Below are 16,395 nucleotides of genomic sequence, written 5' to 3' on the forward strand. Positions count from 1 at the left end.
GCAAATAGCGTCATCTGGGTCCGTAAGCCTCCAGCGTCTTCTGGGTTCTATCCACTCAGATGACTCAGCGCTATCGGACACCGTTGCACTTAAACGCTGATTTATGCGACATTTGCCATGCCAACGGACCCCATAGTCGCTATTAGCACGAAAAACACCAATCATGAGCACTTTTCTAGGCAATAGCTACACTGGAGTCCGAAACTTCGCTCAAAAGGCGATAAATTTGCAAATAGCGTCAACTGGGTCCGTATGCCTCCAGCCTCTTCTGGGTCCTATCCACTCAGATGACTCAGCGCTATCGGACTCAGTTGCACTTAAACACTGGATTATGCGCTATTTGCCATGCCAACGGACCCCATAGTCGCTATTAGCACGAAAAACACCAAATATAAGCACTTTTCTAGGCAATAGCTGCACTGGTGTCCGAAACTTGGCTCAAAAGGAGAAAAATGTGCAAATAGCGTCAGCTGGGTCCGTAAGCCTCCAGCGTCTTCTGGGTTCTATCCACTCAGATGACTCAGCGCTATCGGACTCAGTTGCACTTAAACACTGGATTATGCGCTATTTGCCATGCCAACGGACCCCATAGTCGCTATTAGCACAAAAAACACCAATCATGGGCACTTTTCTAGGCAATAGCTGCACTGGAGTCCGAAACTTCGCTCAAAAGGAGAAAAATGTGCAAATAGCGTCATCTGGGTCCGTATTCCCACATAGATAATTCAAAGCATATAGTGTGTTAAAAAAAGCTGGAGACCAGTCGGGGGTTTCAAGGTTACATGGTTCGCGGTTCGCGGTTCGCGGTTCGCGGTTCGCGGTTCGCGGTTCGCGGTTCGCGGTTCGGGGTTGCCGGGGTTGCCGGGGTTGCCGAATTTACCGGGGTTACCAGGTTTACCGAGGTTACGGGATTGGCCGAGTTAGCCAAACACGCAGAATTTCGCAGGTTCAAGCATCACAGCTCATCCAAAGAATTGCATGAGGTTAGTTAATGGCCCTACCATAATCTCATGCTAAACAAAAACGCAGAGCAGCGATCCCCCAATAACGGGAGGTCGCTGCTCTGCTGTCTTTTTCTATTCATTTACTGAATGAATGAGTTAGGATATCAGTCCCCGCGAAACGCACGTTTCACACGATCAAAGAAGGACTGCTCGTGCTCATGTGTGTTTTCTCCGTTCAGAGAAGCGAACTGGCGTAGCAATTCTTTTTGCTCTTCATTGAGCTTGCTAGGTGTCACAACAATTACTCGTACATGCTGATCACCTTGGCCAGATCCACGCAGACGTGGAACACCTTTACCTTTGAGGCGGAAGAAAGTGCCTGTTTGCGTTCCGGCAGGAATCTTCAGCTTCACTTTTTCGGTTAAGGTTGGAATTTCAATCTCATCACCAAGTGCTGCCTGTGCAAACGTAAGCGGAACCTCGCACATAATATCATCGTTCTCACGCACGAAGAAATCATGCGATTTGACACGGATAACAATATACAAGTCTCCAGCAGGACCGCCGCGTAAGCCGCCTTCGCCTTCGCCAGTCATGCGCAGCTGTGCACCGTCATCAACACCGGCCGGGATACGCACATGGATCTTGCGTTGCTTTTTAACCTTACCCTGTCCGGCGCAAGTCGTACATTTTTCCTTAATAATCTTACCTGTACCACTGCAATGTGAACAAGGACGACGATTACGCATCTGTCCAAGCGGTGTATTCTGTACGAATTCCTGTTGTCCACTACCATGACATACGGAACAAGTCTCTGGTTTAGTGCCCGGTTTAGCCCCGGAGCCGTAGCAGGTATCGCAAGTTTCTGTACGTGGAATAGTAATATCGGTTTCTTTGCCGAATACCGCTTCCTTGAATTCAATGGTCATGGTATACTGCAAATCCCCACCGCGCTGCGGTGCGTTAGGATCACGGCGTCCGCCGCCTCCAAAGAACATATCAAAGATATCGCCAAGCCCTCCGAAGTCGCCACCACCGCCGCCTCCGAAGCCGCCCATACCTTGGTTAGGGTCAATATGACCATATTGGTCATATCTAGCTCGCTGTTGTCCATCACTAAGAACATCATAAGCTTCTTTTACTTCCTTAAACTTAGCTTCAGCGTCATCTGCTTTATTCACGTCTGGGTGATATTGGCGCGCCAATTTCCGGTACGCTTTTTTCACCTCATCGTCTGAAGCATCTCTACTAAGGCCAAGCACTTCATAATAATCGCGTTTATCTGCCACTGCTTTCACCTCCGTGCATACATACTCAAATTCCTTATTACCTGTCAAACAAACCATTATACGATAAAACCTCAGGATCTGACCATCCAGATTCAGCGATGTTTATTCTTACAATATCAGAAGGCGCATTCGCAAAGAGTGTGCAATCTGATATTACAAAAGGAAAGTCAAAACACGGGATGACCCGGTTTTGACCTTCCCTTCTTAACTATATAAGAATTTATCAGTTTCCTATTACACTTATCGTATAAGGTTACCCTTGATTCTTATCTTCGTCAACAACCTCATAGTCAGCGTCAACTACATTATCTTTTTTAGGAGCGCCTTCAGCGGCTCCAGCGCCACCTTCAGCACCTTGCTCAGCTTGAGCAGCTTGTTCGTACAGCTTCATGGACAACTGTTGTACAATCTCAGTCAATGCTTCTGTAGCTGCATTGATTTCTTCAAGATTGTCAGTTTCAAGTGCTGCTTTAACTTTATCTTTAGCTTCATTTGCTTTTTCAACATCAGAAGCATCAGCTTTATCGCCAAGGTCTTTAATTACTTTTTCAGTAGAATACACGAGTTGGTCAGCACCGTTTTTCGCTTCTACCAGTTCTTTACGCTTACGGTCTTCCTCAGCGTGAAGCTCGGCATCCTTCATCATTTGTTCTACTTCTGCGTCGCTCAGGCCGCTGGAAGAAGTGATAGTGATTTTTTGGCTCTTGTTCGTGCCTTTATCTGTTGCAGATACATTTACGATACCGTTGGCATCAATATCGAAAGAAACTTCGATTTGTGGCACGCCACGTGGTGCTGGTGGAATCTCGTTCAGCATGAAGCGTCCCAGTGTCTTGTTGCCATTTGCCATTTGACGCTCACCTTGCAGCACGTGAATCTCTACGCTAGGTTGGTTGTCAGCAAAGGTTGAGAATACTTGGGATTTGCTTGTAGGAATCGTAGTATTACGCTCGATCATCTTCGTGAACACGCCACCTGCAGTTTCAATACCCAGGGAAAGCGGAGTTACATCAAGCAATACAACGTCTTTAACATCACCAGTCAATACACCCGCTTGAACAGCAGCACCAAGAGCTACTACTTCATCCGGATTCACACCTTTGTGTGGTTCTTTGCCAGTAAGCTTTTTGATAGCATCTTGTACAGCTGGGATACGTGTAGAACCACCAACCAGAACGATTCTAGTAAGGTCTGCAGGGGTCATGCCAGCATCAGACAATGCTTGACGAGTTGGTCCCAAAGTACGTTCTACCAGACCAGCAGTCAGTTCATCAAATTTCGCACGAGTCAAGTTGATCTCTAAGTGCTGAGGTACGCCGTCAACCACAGTGATGAACGGAAGCGATACAGTTGTTGTCAGTACGCCTGACAATTCTTTTTTCGCTTTTTCAGCTGCATCTTTCAAACGTTGTACAGCAGATTTATCTTTGCTCAGATCAATGCCTTGCTCTTTTTTGAATTCGGATACCAGGTAATCCATAACCACTTGGTCAAAGTCGTCGCCACCCAGCTTGTTGTCGCCGCTTGTAGCTTTTACTTCGAAGAAGCCATCACCAAGTTCAAGGATGGATACGTCAAAAGTACCGCCACCAAGGTCATAGACTAGAATGGTTTGATCTTCGGATTTCTCCAGACCATATGCCAAAGCTGCTGCTGTTGGCTCGTTCACAATACGCAGAACTTCCAAACCTGCAATTTTACCTGCATCTTTGGTAGCTTGACGTTGGCTGTCATTAAAATAAGCAGGAACAGTAATAACTGCTTGAGTAACAGTTTGGCCAAGATAAGCCTCTGCATCGGATTTCAGCTTTTGCAGAATCATTGCCGAAATTTCTTGTGGGGAGTAGTCTTTACCATCAATGCTTTCTTTATGGTTAGTACCCATGTGACGTTTAACAGAGCTGATCGTACGATCAGGGTTAGTAATCGCTTGGCGTTTAGCCGTTTCACCGACGATACGCTCGCCGTCTTTCTTAAAGCCTACAACCGAAGGGGTTGTACGCGCGCCTTCTGGGTTTGGAATTACTACGGCTTCGCCGCCTTCCATAACGGCAACGCAAGAGTTCGTGGTTCCTAAGTCAATACCGATAACTTTACTCACAATAATTTGCCTCCTCTAAAGTTATATGGAGCCTAAGCTCAATAAATTTATAAAAATATCAAAAAAATTCGATTGATAATAAACTATCCGGGCACCAGCCTGCAATCGGATAAATAGTAGGCAAAAGCACTGCTGCTTTATGGCGAGCAGAAACTGCCCGTCCTATATAGACAGACTACATGCTGACTTTGACCATGGCCGGACGAAGAACTCTATCTTTCAGAAGATATCCCTTTTGAACCTCTTCTGTAACGATACCCTCTTCGTACTCCTCGCTCTCAACCTGCATAATAGCCTGATGGTATTCAGGATTAAAAGGCTGTCCTACTGTTTCCATAGCTGTAAGCCCCTCAGCCTTCAATACCCCATCCAGCTGACGGAAAATCATATTAACGCCCTTCGCGAAAGCTTCGGATTCAGGATTAGCTGGAGTAGTGACTAACGCACGCTCGAAATTGTCCAGCACGGAAAGCAATTCCGTCAGGAGCTTGGAGGTAGCATATTGAGCCAACTCTTCTTTTTCCTTCTGGGTACGACGACGGAAGTTATCAAAATCAGCTTGTGCACGCAGTGCACGACCTTGATATTCATCAGCAAGATCCTGTAGGCGTTTCACCTCAGCACCTGTATCTGAAGCACCTTCACTAACGTTTTCAGCTGTAAATGAGTCGGCATCTGAGACTACTTCAGCCACAGGCTCCTCATTGATCAATTCCTCTTTGAATTCATTAGAATCTTGAACTTGTTCCTTTTTCAAGTTGTCTTCACCTCCTTAAAATCATTCACGAAATCATGTTGACTCTGTTCACTTATACCAGTGCGCCAGCATCGCTGTCAAATCTCGGGATAAAATGCCCAAGATCCCCATCACTCTTGCATATTCCATACGGGTCGGCCCAAGGATCCCAATGCTTCCTAGTGCCTGCCCATCAAGTGAATAAGTGGCGGTGATCAGACTACAGTTAGCGAACGCTTCGTGATTGTTTTCTGTTCCTATTCGTACTTGAATACCTGTGCCACCCACTGTAGGGGCCAGCATTTTGAGCAGTGTCGGTGTCTCTTCCAGCAGATCAAGAATACTCTTCACCTTGTCTACGTCTTTGAACTCAGGCTGTGTCAGCATATTCGTTGCTCCGCTGAGATAGATGCGCTGCTCTTGATCGCTTTCCAGCGCGGTGTCCAGCACCTGCATTAATTCTTCATAATGTGAGATGTGACGCTGCATTTCTTCGCCAAGCTCGGAATAGAGCCGAGTCTTCAGCTTATAGAGTGGTACATTGACCAGTTTACTATTCAGTAGGTTAACCACTTTCTCCATCTCGGAAACAGAAATCTCCGGCGGAATGTTCACCGTACGATTCTCAACTTGCCCCGTACTTGTGACGATAATGGCCACAGCGGTTGTATCATCTAGTGGTAACAACTGAAAATGACGCAATGAAGTATGAAAAACCTCCGGTCCCAGCAGGATGGAAGTATAATTCGTCATATTGGAAAGAATCATCGCCGCATGTTGGATTACCTGCTCCATTGCATTTAGCTTCTCGGCAAAAAAAGCGCGGATCGTGCCCATTTCTGCCGTTTCGGCGGAATTCCACGGTACCAAATGATCCACATAATATCGGTATCCTTTATGGGAAGGAATTCTTCCCGCCGATGTATGAGGCTGCTCGAGATAACCTAAATCCTCTAGGTCAGCCATTTCATTTCGAATCGTAGCCGGACTGTATCCTACATCTCCCCGTTTAGAAATGCTACGAGATCCTACTGGCTCTGCCGATGAAATATAATCATCCACAATTGCATTTAGTATCATTCTCTGGCGATCAGTTAACATGTTATTCCCTCCTATCGGCTGTGGCTCCGATTCGTTAGCACTCGACTCAGATGAGTGCTAACCACTAATACAAAAATACCAAACTGACATTGACGTTGTCAAGTCAGTTCAGTATCTTAAGCACTGCTATTTCATCGCAGGCATGCTGCTTTTTACAATTCACGCAATCTGTCCATACTTTTTCAGGGAAAATCTCTTTCTGGACGACTTCAAATCCATTTCTAAGAAAAAAATCAACAGCATAGGTTAGTGCCATTACCTTTGGGATTTTCTGGTTCCTAGCTTCCTCGACCAGCTTCGCCAATATCATGGAGCCTACGCCTTTACCCTTACCTTCATCATTCAATCCAATTGAACGAATCTCTACGAGATCATTCCCGAGCTTGAAAAGTGAACCACAGCCTACGAATCTGCCTTCGATTTCGGCAACTACGAATTGATCGATCTGGCGTGTCAGCGCCTGCCGGGAACGGGGCAACATGATGCCGCGCTGGGCATACTCTTCTATCATTAGATACAATGGCTCAACGTCTTCTACCACAGCATTTCTACAAATCACCTGTGCGTCTCCCGCTGGAGACGAATGGCGAATCATTTCCGTCTTGGCAAGCACTTTGGTTCACCCCTCTGTTGATAATATGAATAAATATACAACAGAGTGAATTACAATTCAAGGGGTATTTTAAAATTAAACTTCTGTCAGGGCGCCTACAAATTCAGCAAAAACATCGTTCCCAAACAAGATTCCTTGCTTGCTGAGTCGGTAAACCCCTGCTTCTTGTTCCAACAGCCCTGCATGCAGCATTTTATGCAAGGATTTCTCGAATACTTCCTCTATTGAACGCCCGAATTGCGCCTGAAAAGCTTCATTAGAGACGCCCTCATGCATACGCAAGCCGACCATCATAAAGTCTTCCATCGCTTCTGCTTCTGAGATTGGGTATGCATCCAGTCGTGGCAGCCCTTTACGTGTGGCTTCTACATATGGATTTACGCCCTTAACATTAATATGCCGCTGACGCCCCACATATCCATGTGCTCCTGCTCCTAGACCATAATAATCTTCATTACGCCAGTAGGTGATATTATGGCGGCTCTCCATTCCTGGTTTCGCGAAGTTACTGATCTCGTATTGATTGTAACCCGCTTCCTTCATAGAGGACATCAACAGGAGGTACATTTGCAATTCATCTTCTTCATTAGGAAGAGGAAGCTTGTTCTTATTAAACAGCGTGTGAAAAAGAGTATTCTCCTCCACCTTCAAGCTGTAAATAGAATAGTGGGGTAGATCCAGCTCCAACGCCTTGCGGATACTTTCGCCCAACATCTCAACAGTTTGATTAGGCAGCCCAAACATCAGGTCAACCGAAAGATTATTTAGTCCAACTGCACGTGCATTCTCTAGGCTCCGGTATACATCATCTACATTATGAATCCGGCCGATGCCTGTGAGCAGCTCGTTCTGAAATGCTTGAACACCAAAGCTCACCCGGTTCACGCCGCCTTCTTTCATAACCGTCAGCTTGTCCAGATCCGTTGTTCCAGGGTTAGCTTCCATAGAGAACTCAATATCTTTATCCCAGTTTGGGAAATGCGTGCGAACAGACTTTAAGAAATAAGCCATTTCATCAGGTTTTAAAACAGTGGGTGTGCCTCCGCCGACGAAGATCGTTTTGATAACACCCGGAGGGGTGTTCTTGACGGTCTGCTCCATCTCTCGATCCAAAGCTTCGAGATAATCCATAACTGGCTGATCCTTGAGTACATAGGAATTGAAATCACAATAAAAGCACTTATTGGTACAAAAAGGGATATGAATGTATACAGCCTCAGGGGGACGGCCATTAGTCTTCGTTGTCATTAGCTGTCTCCTTTATATAAAAATATCGTTTGAATAGTGTAATCTAAAAAACAAGAAAAGGGAAGCCTGACGGCTTCCCTCCGAGGGCGTTCATTTATAAATGAACTCTATTTTATAATATAAGAAAGTATAAGTTTTACGTTATCCTATATATTTTGTATTTCCCGCAGAAACGGATACCGTCCCTATAAGGATGGCAAAGCCGTTGCTTCTTGATAAATCCGCATTTCCACAAGTTCGGCATGTACTCCACCGTTAGTTTCATGAATAACGATCCGGACAGCATCTGTAAGGACAGGCGTCTCTAATCGATGAACATTCTTCCGGCGATGGTTATCTTTGACACGGAGCATGACTTGCCACGCGCCATCAATGAGCAGCTCTACATCATAGTTCTTTACCAGTTCAGGAATCACTAGAAATGGCGTTTCATGGTGATGTAAGTTGATGAGATCTTCATTGACATCATCATTAAAGGTGAAGTGGATTTCGGAGACTGGAGCAGCATCCGGGAGACGCACCTCTACCCACTCCGATCTACCCGCGGTCATCGGCTCAGAAACCCAGCTATGCGGCCCCGCGAAAGGTCGAACATATCCATCAATGACTTTAGATGCAGCATATGCCGATGTTTCTACTGCAAAGCAGAAATGCCTGCGTACAAGTTGTTTCATGCTCCACTCTATCACCGGCTGATCTGGCTGATGATCCTCCAGCGCTGAATCAACAACGGATTTAGCACCGCGCTCAAATGTAATGACACCTGTGATTGGGGTTTGTGAAATATGCAATTGAAGGTGTTCATTAGCTCGAATAATAGCGAAGATATTACATTCACCGATAAGACTACATTTCTCCTCTTGTATCGGTACTTCAATCCATTGCTGCTCTCCAGCCTGTACTGGTATAACATCAACCTGTTTGCACTCCGCCGGCACGTAATTTTCCGCGCGTCCAGTCGTCCATATCTCCACGGTCAGCTGCGTCTGAATAGTTGCTGACACAAGCAGCCTTAACCCACGGATACTTCCTTCAACCGGAAACAAAATCCCTACATCATGAGAAAGCTCATAAGCTTCGGCTGGACGATCCAGCAGGATACCATTCAACGTGCTGGATGCATGAATCTCGCTTTTTCTGGCGAGGTCCAGTGGATCTTCGTTACGTAATCCAATAATCGAAGCATCTTGCTTTAACATCACCTGTTGTAATTCATGCATATGATGCTCGCGAATTACACGTGGGGTCACACCTTTGATGACGGATAAAGCTGCACCTGCTCCAGCTGCTTCACCCATGATCGCACAGGTTGCCATAACACGTGTGGTTCCAAAAGCCACATGAGATGCACTGATATTACGACCCGCGAAGAATAGATTCCGCACATTCTTCGAATATAGCGAACCAAATGGAATATGGTAGATCCCGTCCGCATGCAGATGCTTGGAGCCACTCTCTTCTGCGTACATCCCTTGCGGTGGATGCAGATCAATCGACCATCCTCCGAATCCAATCCGGTCTGCAAATTCACGCTGCGCAAGAATATCATTTTGCGTTAAGATCGTATCGCCAACAAACCGTCTGTATTCACGTTTACCCGGAATTGAGCCAACCCACTCCAGCGTCATATTTTCGGCATCAAAATGACCTGAGTTTTTAATGTAATCCCAAATCCCATAAATAACAGAGGATAGTTCATCACGTATACGTTCATTCTCATCCACCGTATCAAGCTCGCCGCCCCACTCAATCCACCAGTAGTGACAGCCTGAATCCCCACTCCGAATGACCCGGCGGATCGGGATAGACGTTGTTGTAATATCCTTCGCGAATGAGGGTGCAACATAACGTACCGGTTTTCCAGTATCCTGTGTATAGAATAATAATGTACTGCCTAATGTAATATTATCAGGCACTTCTGGTGCCCATTCCTCATTAAATTCATGACGGGCTTCACGTCCTAATCGAAAATCCGCTCCTGCTAGGAAGCCCACTAAACCATCACCCGTACAATCGATGAAAGCATCGCTCTCGAACGTGATTAAACGCTCAGATCCCATCATCCAGCCGGTCACACTCTGAATCGTACGCTCCTCTGCCTCACCTTCCGCTTCCACTTCACGTACATCGGTATTTAGGAACAAGCTGATATTCGATTCTGCCTTCACCGCTTCGAGCAAGGTTAGATCCCATAGATATGGATTCCCTTCCGGGTTCCGGTATTGATTCTCGATGAACAGCTCACCCATAATGCCTGTCTCCCGTGCATAGCGATTTACACCATGTCCTGTTGCACCACATACCCATACCCGAACCTCTGAACTCGAGTTACCACCAAGTACAGGACGATTCTGTACCAGTGCTACCTTTAACCCAAGACGTGCTGCAGCAATCGCCGCGTTCATCCCTGCAAGTCCACCCCCGACCACTGTCACATCGGATTTAACCGTTTCTGTTCTCATGTCAGTATCCCTCCTATAGTTAGCCTTTCACAGCCGAGCTAGAAATCCCTTGAATAATATATTTCTGACCTATGAAGAAGATAACGATCATTGGAATGATCGCAGCCGACGAAGCGGCCATCATCCCGTTGTAATCCACATTGTTCTCAAGAATAAAATTCTGCAATCCAAGCGGAATGGTATATAGCTTAGGGCTCTGCAAAAATACAAGCGCATTCTCATAATCATTCCATTGCCAGGAGAAATCAAGAATAGCAAACGTAGCGATTGCCGGCTTCGCTAATGGCAGAATTAAGCGGAAAAATATTTTGTAATGCCCGGCTCCATCCAGAAAAGCAGATTCCGTGATTTCCTTAGGAATGCCCATGAAGAACTGCCGAAGCATAAATACACCGAAGATCGAGAACATGGCTGGAAGGATTAGGGCCAAATGCGTATTGTAAATCCCAACCCAGTTAAACATGATAAACTTAGGAACAAAAAGCACCTGCGGTGGAACCATCATCATGGATAGATATATGACAAATAGGCCATCCCGCCCTTTAAACGAAGTACGTGAAAATCCGTAAGCGGCAAGGGCAGATAGAAACACAGCTCCCGCAGTCCCAATAATCGATATCTTAAGTGAATTTAAATAATACGGAACAAAATCATAACTTCCTGTCCACACCCGAATATGATTGCTCCAGTTGAGAGATGAAGGCAGCCATTCGTTAAACACCTCGGCAGGTGTCTGAAAAGATGTGCTGAGCATCCATAGAAAAGGCACAATCATAAATAGTCCTAGAACAAACATGATGATCGTTACTGGCAGCTTCACCTTCATGTTTCCTGCTTTTTCATTCATACCGCCTGCTCCTTTAATTTATGGTTTCGGGGTCTCCCGCAAAGCACCACTTTGTAGGGTTATTTAGTAATGAACCCAGCGCTTTTGGCCGATCCACTGAATGACTGTAATGACGAGAATGACGGCGAACAAGAACCATGAAATGACTGAAGCATATCCCATATCGTAATAACTGAATGCTGTTTTATAAACGAATAGTGATAAGACCGTCGTACTTCCGCTGGGTCCTCCAGCCGTAATGGCTTGAATAATCGAGAACGATTTCATCGTCATAATTAATCCGGTAATCATTAATAAAAAAGTTGTTGGACTAACAAGAGGCCATACAATTTTCCATGTTGTTTTGAATGTGCTTGCACCATCGATCCGGGCAGCTTCCAGCTGTTCTGTCGAAATTTCCTGTAGTGCTGCTAAATATATGATCATATTGTAGCCAAGCATCAGCCAGATCTGTACGATATCAATGGCATACATTGCGGTTTCCGTATCCGCAAACCACCCTGGCGGCGATGTTATGCCAATCCAGCGAAGCAGTTCATTGATGGGTCCCTGTGAAGGCTGAAATAGCAGCATCCAGACAAATGCAACGGCTACTCCACTAGAGATATACGGCAGGAAAAACATTCCACGCAATAATCCTTTAAGATACACACTGCGGTTTAGAAATAGCGCTACAATAAAAGCGAGCACCATCGATACTGGAACCGATATCAGGAATATCACCGTATATTTGATCGAGGCATAGAAATTATCGTCATGGAACAACCGTTTGAGATTATCCAGCCCGGTAAATTGCCAATTCGGATTTGAAAATTGATAATTCGTAAACATCAGGACAAAGGAAAAGATTGCAGGAATCACAAAGAATAAGAGAATACCAATCATATTCGGGAGAATAAAAGTCATGCCGATCCAGCCTTGTCTGTCCATCCAGCTTCTCCGCTTCACGGTATCGCCGCCTTTCGTATGCTGAAAAATGGGTACACGAAAGAGAAGAACGAAGAATTCTTCCTCCTTCTCTTTTGTGCCAGCTATTTCTTTATTTCATTAACTCTTGCGAACGGGTTTGCATATTTTTCATCGTGGTATCAATATCTTGCTTATTTAAGAAGTATTTTTCATACTCTTCTTTACGTGCATCAATGGCTTGTTGAGGTACATTTAGCTGGAAGGATGGGAATTTGCCGAATACAATATTATTCATTGAATCTGTATCATATTTGTCTTCTACACCATTCAAGAGAAGGCTCATCGCTTCCTTACTGTCTACACTCTTAGAGGCTGGAATACGACCCCCGCTTGCCATTGGCAGCATACCGCCATCCGCATACCATTTTGCGAACTCCCAAGCCGCATCCAGGTTCTTGGACTTTGCATTAAGAGCAAGCATGTCGCCCACACCGCCCGAATATTTATAATCCTTTTGATCTTTATTCACTTTTGGAATAGCGGCGAACGCGGTTTTGAAATCATGCGGATAGTCCTTCAAGTTGTTCGCATTGCGGAAAATAAACTCACCTGCTGCCAGCATTGCCGCTTTGCCTTGCAGGAACATGGTGTCAACCGGCATTTTACTGGTCAGCTGCTCCCCATATTCCGGTGTGGATTTGTCCACGAACATCATGTTATGCAATATTTCCAGTTGCTGTTTCCAGAGATCATTTCCAAAGTTTGAAGTACCATCCGCCTGTTTCACACCCATTCCAGCAAGCGTACCGTCCATCGTTGTTGCGAAGGAGGAATCTGCCTGCAATAATCCGTACACACCAGGTTTCGTTAGCTTCTTCGCATACTCCTCAAGATCTGACCAAGTCCAGTCCACCGCAGGAATCGGTAATCCTGCTGCATCCAGCATATCTTTGTTCAACCATACAAACGCCATGTTTTTCTTTGTAGGAATCCCATAGTATTTATCATTGATTTTCCACATCGCTGCGTCCTCGCCGATCTGGCTGTCGATATCATAATCTGTTTTCGTGCTTAGATCCAAGGCAACGCCTGCATCCATACGTTTCTGTAAATGAGCAAGATCGTAGTTCATGAAAAGGTCTATGTTTTGATTGGTCATCAAAGCAGTGTCCAGCTTTAAGTTGCCTGCATCGTCATTTACATTACGGATATACTCGACCTGAATATCTGGATGATCTTTATTCCAGTTATCAACTACAGCTTGAGGCCCGGCTTCTGCAGGAACTGCCCCCCACATCGTAAGCTTTATTTTCTCCTTTGCTGGTTCTCCATTTGCACTGCCCTGCGATTCATTACTTCCACCACTCCCACAACCAGCCAGCATCGTACCTGCTAATAAGACAGAAAGCACTGCAGGATACCACTTTTTCTTCATAGATAGCTTCCCCCTTGGAAGGATTATGTGTTGTGCTCTACATCTATAACTTTATCATCAGAGCGGATTCTGGGGGATGAACTACATTTGGGAACTTATAGAACGTTTTTTGGTTCTTTACGGAATTCATTTGGCGTGACACCACACCACTTTTTGAAGATTTTTATAAAATAATTATCGTTCTCAAAGCCTACTTGCTGCCCAATCTCGCTAATTGTTAGCTTCGTTTCTGCAAGCAGCATTTTCCCAGCCTGAATCCGACGCTCTTGAATATAATTGGTCAACGTTTTCCCTGTCTTTTTCTTGAATAAGTCACTTATATAGCTGGCATCCATCCGGATCAACTCTGACATGGATTTGAGCGAGATGTCCTCAGCATAATGTTCTTCAATATAAGCTATAATTTTGTTCATCTCCACATGATCTGTCGGTCCCGTTTGTTGCTTCTCAGGAAACCATTTATCGGCCTTCTTCATCTTCACCATTCGCTCCAGCTCGGCCTGGACCTTACCCATCGTCTGCTTCAAACCTTGGAGATCTAAAGATAACTTCAAAATGTAGTCCGAAGCCCCAAATACGAGCGCCTGCCGGGCGTATTCAAATTCACTCAATGCGGTCAACATTACAAACCGGCAGTCGAAGCCTTCCTCTCGCGCAATTTGAAGAAGCTTCACCCCATCCATCACCGGCATATTAATATCCGTCACTACCACATCAGGCTGCAGCTCACGAATCATTTGCAAGCCTACTTCTCCATTCTCCGCCTCACCTATAATTTCAAACGGGATTCCAGCCTTTAAGAATAGCTTCCGTATACTTTTAACCGCAGGTTGTTCATCATCCACAATTAACGTTCTCCACATGTGAGCTTACCTCCATCGTAAGGTTTTGAAATAAGGAATGGAAAATGGATGATCACTTCAGTTCCTGTGTCAAATGACACAATGTCCATACCTGTCCGTTGATTCTTGAACAACAGCTCCAAGCTCTCCCTAATATTCTGAACACCGATTCCTTTACGTTTCCGTGTAGCCTTATTCAGCTGTGCTCTTTCTATCCCCATGCCGTTATCTCTAACCTGCAGATACAGCTGTTGCTCAGTCACTTTAGCGGAGATATCAATTCTCCCTTGTTTTACAGACTGACCGAAGCCGTGAATCAAGCTATTTTCAATTAAGGGCTGCAGACAAAATTTAGGGATTAATGCGTATTGCAGTTCCTCGTTGATATCATATTGAATTTCAATCCCATGTCCAAAACGTTGCCGCTGTATCTCCATGTAAGATTCTATTAGTACGATTTCATCCTTTAACAGGATCAAATCGACTTCAGTATTTAAGGTTGTCTCCAATATTTTTCCTAGTGCAACACAAATTCCATAAATTTCATCATCATCTTTATCTAAGGCAATGCTCTTTATCGTATTCAATGTATTTAGTAGAAAATGCGGGTTCATCTGCGAAAGTAATACCTGAAATCGAACGAATTGCTTCTGTTTTTCTTCAAGCTGAAGTCGCTGTAACAGCTCATTTAAATCATGGATCATGATATTGAAACTCTGAGTCAGGGCAAGAATCTCTCCCCGCCCTTGCTCGGGTAATTTCATTTTGAGATTCGTCTTAGCGGTCATTTCCATCTTCTTCTGTAGCTTCTTAAGCGGTACTGTAATCGTCGATGATATGAAATAAGTTAATAGAACAAATAGCAGTAGAATGATTCCAAATCCACCAAAAAACCGTCGTTTCTGCTTGTCTACCTCAAGAAATAGCTGTGCTAGCTGCACCTTTTTAACAACGTAGCCATTTAACTCCTCGATGTAGCTGTATGTGTATAAACTTTCCTCCTTCGGGTCGACAATGGATGCAGCACGCCCCGTCTGCCGCTGGTTGGCACTCTTCACAATACTCTGCGCAATATCAGGGGAAAAAGTCTCATCCTTAAGCGGATTAAGCATCATACCCCCCAAGGCATCGAGTAGAAATAAAGCCCCTTCCTGTTTACTCCCTAACGTTGATCTGGTAAACCACTCCTCATAATCGATACTTAATCTTGCATAGGCATAAATATTCAAACCATTATCACGCATAACCTCATAAAGACTAAGCATTTTCTTACTTGTTGTACTTTCCCGGACCACATTATTCTTGTCATTCGGATTCCATATATATCGATTCGTTCCTTCTCGCTTCAATGCTTGAACCCAATCCTCTGATTGGATTTCGTCGTAGCTCAAGGTTTCCTTTGGCATAAAGGAAGTGTATGCGTTTCCATGAAGGTCGATTAATGTATAATACACCGTCGCTCCACTCATAAAGAATGTATTTTCAATCGCTCCAAACTTGTTTTCAACGAGTTTTTTTCTCGTGATTTCATCAGATTGCTCGGGATTCTTCATTATCGATAAAATCGTCGTATCTTGTTCGAGTAATGACCCTGTTTTCATCACGAGACTCATGAGATCAACAAAACCATTCTTAATACCAATAAGCTGCTCTATGTTCTTCGTTTCCGCATTATCCTGCAGCATTTGTTCTGTCTCTTTAAAGTTATATAGAACGAGTATGGCAATGGGTGTTAGTACCAACAGCAAGAAGGCTAACAAAATCCGATTCTTAAAGGTACTTGGCGTAAGTTTCAAATATAATCGCTTCACGAGGACTCCCCTCACTTTGTATGTGCTTACAATCCTTCCCCCTATTGTAATCTGCTC

The 16,395-nt window shown here is 44.8% G+C and carries 13 protein-coding genes; 1 reads left to right on the forward strand and 12 read right to left on the reverse strand.

What is annotated here, in order from left to right:
• Positions 1 to 782 precede the first annotated feature (782 nt).
• Positions 783 to 992, forward strand: a complete 210-nt coding sequence (locus MHB56_RS07695; protein WP_341143445.1) for a hypothetical protein — start codon at positions 783 to 785, stop codon at positions 990 to 992.
• A gap of 116 nt (positions 993 to 1,108) precedes the next feature.
• Here MHB56_RS07695 and dnaJ read toward each other — a convergent pair whose 3' ends face one another.
• The 12 genes from dnaJ to MHB56_RS07755 form a co-directional block, all read right to left on the reverse strand.
• Positions 1,109 to 2,233, reverse strand: coding sequence for a molecular chaperone DnaJ (gene dnaJ, locus MHB56_RS07700; protein ID WP_036677487.1), 1,125 nt, complete (start codon positions 2,231 to 2,233; stop codon positions 1,109 to 1,111).
• A 253-nt stretch (positions 2,234 to 2,486) separates the two neighbouring features.
• On the reverse strand, positions 2,487 to 4,334 hold the full coding sequence (gene dnaK, locus MHB56_RS07705) for a molecular chaperone DnaK (RefSeq protein WP_036677488.1): 1,848 nt from the start codon (positions 4,332 to 4,334) through the stop codon (positions 2,487 to 2,489).
• A gap of 175 nt (positions 4,335 to 4,509) precedes the next feature.
• A complete protein-coding gene (grpE, locus tag MHB56_RS07710) occupies positions 4,510 to 5,091 on the reverse strand; it encodes a nucleotide exchange factor GrpE (RefSeq protein ID WP_036677491.1) in 582 nt (193 codons plus the stop codon).
• A gap of 48 nt (positions 5,092 to 5,139) precedes the next feature.
• Positions 5,140 to 6,171, reverse strand: coding sequence for a heat-inducible transcriptional repressor HrcA (hrcA, locus tag MHB56_RS07715; RefSeq protein ID WP_036677493.1), 1,032 nt, complete (start codon positions 6,169 to 6,171; stop codon positions 5,140 to 5,142).
• Positions 6,172 to 6,274: 103 nt separating this feature from the next.
• Positions 6,275 to 6,766, reverse strand: coding sequence for an N-acetyltransferase (locus MHB56_RS07720; protein ID WP_051490987.1), 492 nt, complete (start codon positions 6,764 to 6,766; stop codon positions 6,275 to 6,277).
• Between the two features lie 93 nt (positions 6,767 to 6,859).
• The gene (hemW, locus tag MHB56_RS07725; RefSeq protein ID WP_076105910.1) at positions 6,860 to 8,032 is read right to left on the reverse strand and encodes a radical SAM family heme chaperone HemW; all 1,173 of its coding nucleotides are present in this window, start codon (positions 8,030 to 8,032) and stop codon (positions 6,860 to 6,862) included.
• Between the two features lie 185 nt (positions 8,033 to 8,217).
• On the reverse strand, positions 8,218 to 10,494 hold the full coding sequence (locus MHB56_RS07730) for an FAD-dependent oxidoreductase (RefSeq protein ID WP_341143446.1): 2,277 nt from the start codon (positions 10,492 to 10,494) through the stop codon (positions 8,218 to 8,220).
• Between the two features lie 19 nt (positions 10,495 to 10,513).
• Positions 10,514 to 11,341 (reverse strand): carbohydrate ABC transporter permease, encoded by an 828-nt coding sequence (locus MHB56_RS07735; protein WP_076129699.1) that lies wholly within the window; start codon positions 11,339 to 11,341, stop codon positions 10,514 to 10,516.
• Positions 11,342 to 11,404: 63 nt separating this feature from the next.
• A complete protein-coding gene (locus MHB56_RS07740) occupies positions 11,405 to 12,289 on the reverse strand; it encodes a carbohydrate ABC transporter permease (RefSeq protein ID WP_249267723.1) in 885 nt (294 codons plus the stop codon).
• A gap of 91 nt (positions 12,290 to 12,380) precedes the next feature.
• Positions 12,381 to 13,685: an ABC transporter substrate-binding protein gene (locus tag MHB56_RS07745; protein WP_076141557.1), complete on the reverse strand. Its 1,305-nt coding sequence runs from the start codon at positions 13,683 to 13,685 to the stop codon at positions 12,381 to 12,383.
• A gap of 95 nt (positions 13,686 to 13,780) precedes the next feature.
• A complete protein-coding gene (locus tag MHB56_RS07750; RefSeq protein WP_076141556.1) occupies positions 13,781 to 14,548 on the reverse strand; it encodes a response regulator transcription factor in 768 nt (255 codons plus the stop codon).
• On the reverse strand, positions 14,533 to 16,338 hold the full coding sequence (locus MHB56_RS07755) for a sensor histidine kinase (protein ID WP_341143447.1): 1,806 nt from the start codon (positions 16,336 to 16,338) through the stop codon (positions 14,533 to 14,535). The genes MHB56_RS07750 and MHB56_RS07755 overlap by 16 nt, the downstream gene beginning before the upstream one ends.
• Positions 16,339 to 16,395 lie beyond the last annotated feature (57 nt).

Origin of the sequence: Paenibacillus sp. FSL H8-0315, assembly GCF_038005365.1 — a bacterium.
Classification (GTDB): domain Bacteria; phylum Bacillota; class Bacilli; order Paenibacillales; family Paenibacillaceae; genus Paenibacillus_AQ; species Paenibacillus_AQ odorifer.